At 60.6% G+C, this 2,861-nt stretch carries 3 protein-coding genes; all 3 read left to right on the top strand.

The window, feature by feature from the left end; genetic code table 11:
- Nucleotides 1-259 (top strand): histidine phosphatase family protein (locus AC1D1X_RS19815; protein WP_477698965.1); only part of this gene is annotated, 259 nt, incomplete at its 5' end.
- A 21-nt stretch (nt 260-280) separates the two neighbouring features.
- The gene (locus tag AC1D1X_RS19810; protein ID WP_457282584.1) at nt 281-1,249 is read left to right on the top strand and encodes a 5'-nucleotidase; all 969 of its coding nucleotides are present in this window, start codon (nt 281-283) and stop codon (nt 1,247-1,249) included.
- Nucleotides 1,250-1,266: 17 nt separating this feature from the next.
- A partial coding sequence (locus AC1D1X_RS19805) for an ABC transporter ATP-binding protein/permease (RefSeq protein ID WP_477698964.1) occupies nt 1,267-2,861 on the top strand: 1,595 nt, incomplete at its 3' end.

Raw genomic sequence — 2,861 nt, 5'->3', positions numbered from 1 at the left:
GGCCTGGACGGACGGCTTTGCCCAATATGCCGTGGGCGGCAGCGGCGAAAGCACCCACCAGGTCATGGCACGCGTCGCTTCGGCCTTTGACGAGTTGCAAGGCCAGGCCGACACACTGTGGATTACCCATGCGGGCGTCATACGCGCCGTGGAACTGATTGGCCTTGGCGTGCGTCAGATCATGCACGCCAGCGACTGGCCTCTAAAAGCTCCGGCCTACGGCCAATGGTGCACACTCGAACTGCAAACCCACTMCTAAAAACCGGATAAGGTACAAAAAATGGCAGCAACTCTGGATGGTCAGCTCGTGGTGGCGATCTCGTCACGCGCGCTGTTTGACTTTGAAGAAGAAAACCAGGTTTTTGAAACCGGCATGACGGCCGAGCCCGTGCCAGGCGCCAAAAAGGATGCCGCCTATATGAAGCTGCAGCTCGAGCGGCTGGACGTGCCGGCCAAGCCTGGCGTGGCGTTTTCGCTGGTCAAAAAGCTGTTGGCCTTCAACGAGGTACCCGAAAGCGCCGGGGAAGCGGCCAGCCCGACAGCACCCACCCAGCGCGTTGAAGTCGTGATCCTCTCGCGCAATGACCCCGTCTCCGGCATGCGGGTTTTTCGCTCAGCCCAGCACTACGGCCTCAAGATAGAACGAGGCACTTTCAACCGTGGCGAGGCGCCCTGGCGTTACCTCAAGCCCCTGCACGCCAATCTTTTCCTGTCCGCCCATCTGAGCGACGTACGCGACGCCCTGCTGGCCGGCGTGCCCGCTGCGCAGGTCTATCCGCATTCAGTGCGTGCCAGCGACGCGCACCCCAACGAAGTGCGCATCGCCTTCGACGGTGACGCGGTGCTGTTTTCGGACGAAGCCGAGCGCGTCTTCCAGGCGCAGGGCCTGTCCGCCTTCCAGCAGCACGAACGCGACAAGGCCACACAGCCGCTGCTGGCCGGCCCGTTCAAACCCCTGCTTGAAGCGCTGCACCGTTTGCAGCAGGTCGGCACCTCGCACATGCGCATACGCACGGCCCTGGTTACCGCCCGCAGCGCGCCCGCGCATGAACGCGCCATCCGCACGCTGATGGACTGGAACATTGAGGTCGATGAAGCCATGTTCCTGGGGGGTCTCGCCAAAGGCGAATTCCTGCGCGAATTCGAGCCCGACTTTTTCTTCGACGACCAGACCGGTCACGTGCACTCCGCCTCGCAGCATGTTCCCTCGGGCCACGTGGCCAGTGGTGTTTCCAACCAGCTTTCCTGAGCCGCGAAAGGGCTTTCATGAATCCGTCCAGTCTTTTCGCAAAATTTACCGCATTCAGTCTTTTTGCCAGGCGGATAGCCGCACTGGCCGCCCCTTACTTCCGGTCCGAGGAAAAATGGAAGGCTCGCCTGCTGCTGGTGGCCATCGTGCTGCTCAACCTCGGCACGGTTTACATGGCAGTGCAGTTCAACGACTGGTACCGCGTGTTTTATGACGCACTTGAAAAACGCGACCAGGTCGTCTTCTGGCAGCAGATGGGCCGGTTCAGCTATCTGGCCTTTGGCGCGATCATCATCGCCGTCTACAAGTTCTACCTGACCCAGTTGCTGCAAATGCGCTGGCGCGCGTGGATGACACGCGACTACCTGCGCCGCTGGCTGTCGCACCACGCCTTCTACAAGATGGAGCTCGCGCGTTATTCGGCGACAACCGATATCAACGCCAGCCCGGACAACCCGGACCAGCGGATTCAGGAAGACGTGCAGTCTTTTACCACCTCCACGATCACACTGAGCATGGGCCTGCTCAATGCGGTCGTGACGCTGGTCAGTTTTGTCGGCCTTCTCTGGGTTCAGTCGGGTCCGCTGGACTTCACCCTGGGCGGAAGCAGCTATTTCATACCGGGTTACATGGTCTGGGCCGCGGTGGCCTATTGCCTGGTCGGCAGCGTGCTGGCGCATTACATCGGTCGGCCACTGATCAAACTCAACTTCTTGCAGCAGCGCTACGAAGCCAATTTTCGCCACCACATGGTACGGGCGCGTGAATACAGCGAATCCATTGCGCTGGACCATGGCGAGGCGGTGGAGCGCAGCCAGCTCGATGGTCGTTTCACGACGGTGCTGGCGAACTACCTGAACCTGATACGCGCCAACAAAAAACTCATCTGGTTCCAGAGCTTCTTCGGCCAGGCTGCCTTGATTTTTCCGTTCCTTGTTGCGGCACCTCGCTTCTTCGGCGGAGCAATCCAGCTTGGCCAGCTGATTCAGATTTCCTCGACCTTCGGCAAGGTTCAGGACTCACTCAGCTGGTTTGTGGATAACTACGACAATCTCGCCAGCTGGCGCGCGACAACAGATCGCCTGACAAGCTTCGAAGACAGCATGATTGCGCAGGCAAAAGACAACGTCGGCCTGGTCACCAGTGCGTCCACATCGCTCACGTCGAGCGACCTCAATCTGGCCCTGCCGACCGGAACCGTTCTCCTGACAGGCGTCGAACTGCATGCCGACGCCGGCGACCACATTCTGCTCAGGGGCCCTTCCGGCAGCGGAAAGTCCACCCTTTTTCGCGCTTTGGCAGGCATCTGGCCGTTTGCCACCGGCCGCATCGCCCGACCTGAAAACGCCATGTTCATCCCGCAGCGCCCGTATTTCCCGAACGGCTCCCTGCGCGATGCACTGGCTTACCCCGAACTGGCGGCAAGCTACACCGACGATGCGCTGAAGCAAGCCCTGAACGAAGCCCTGCTGCCCGAACTCGCCGCACGGCTGGACGAAGAAGACGCCTGGAGCCAAAAGCTTTCGGGAGGGGAGCAGCAGCGCCTTTCCATCGCCCGGGTATTGCTGAAGAAACCCAAATGGATTTTTGCGGACGAAGCCACCAGCGCGCT

This window comes from Polaromonas sp. P1_G4, from assembly GCF_056405475.1.
This window is presented reverse-complemented; position numbering and strand designations above follow the sequence as displayed.

Bases quoted from the DNA above. Each gene is read 5' to 3' on its own strand.
- AC1D1X_RS19810 (WP_457282584.1), top strand. From the start codon at position 281: ATGGCAGCAACTCTGGATGGTCAGCTCGTGGTGGCGATCTCGTCACGC.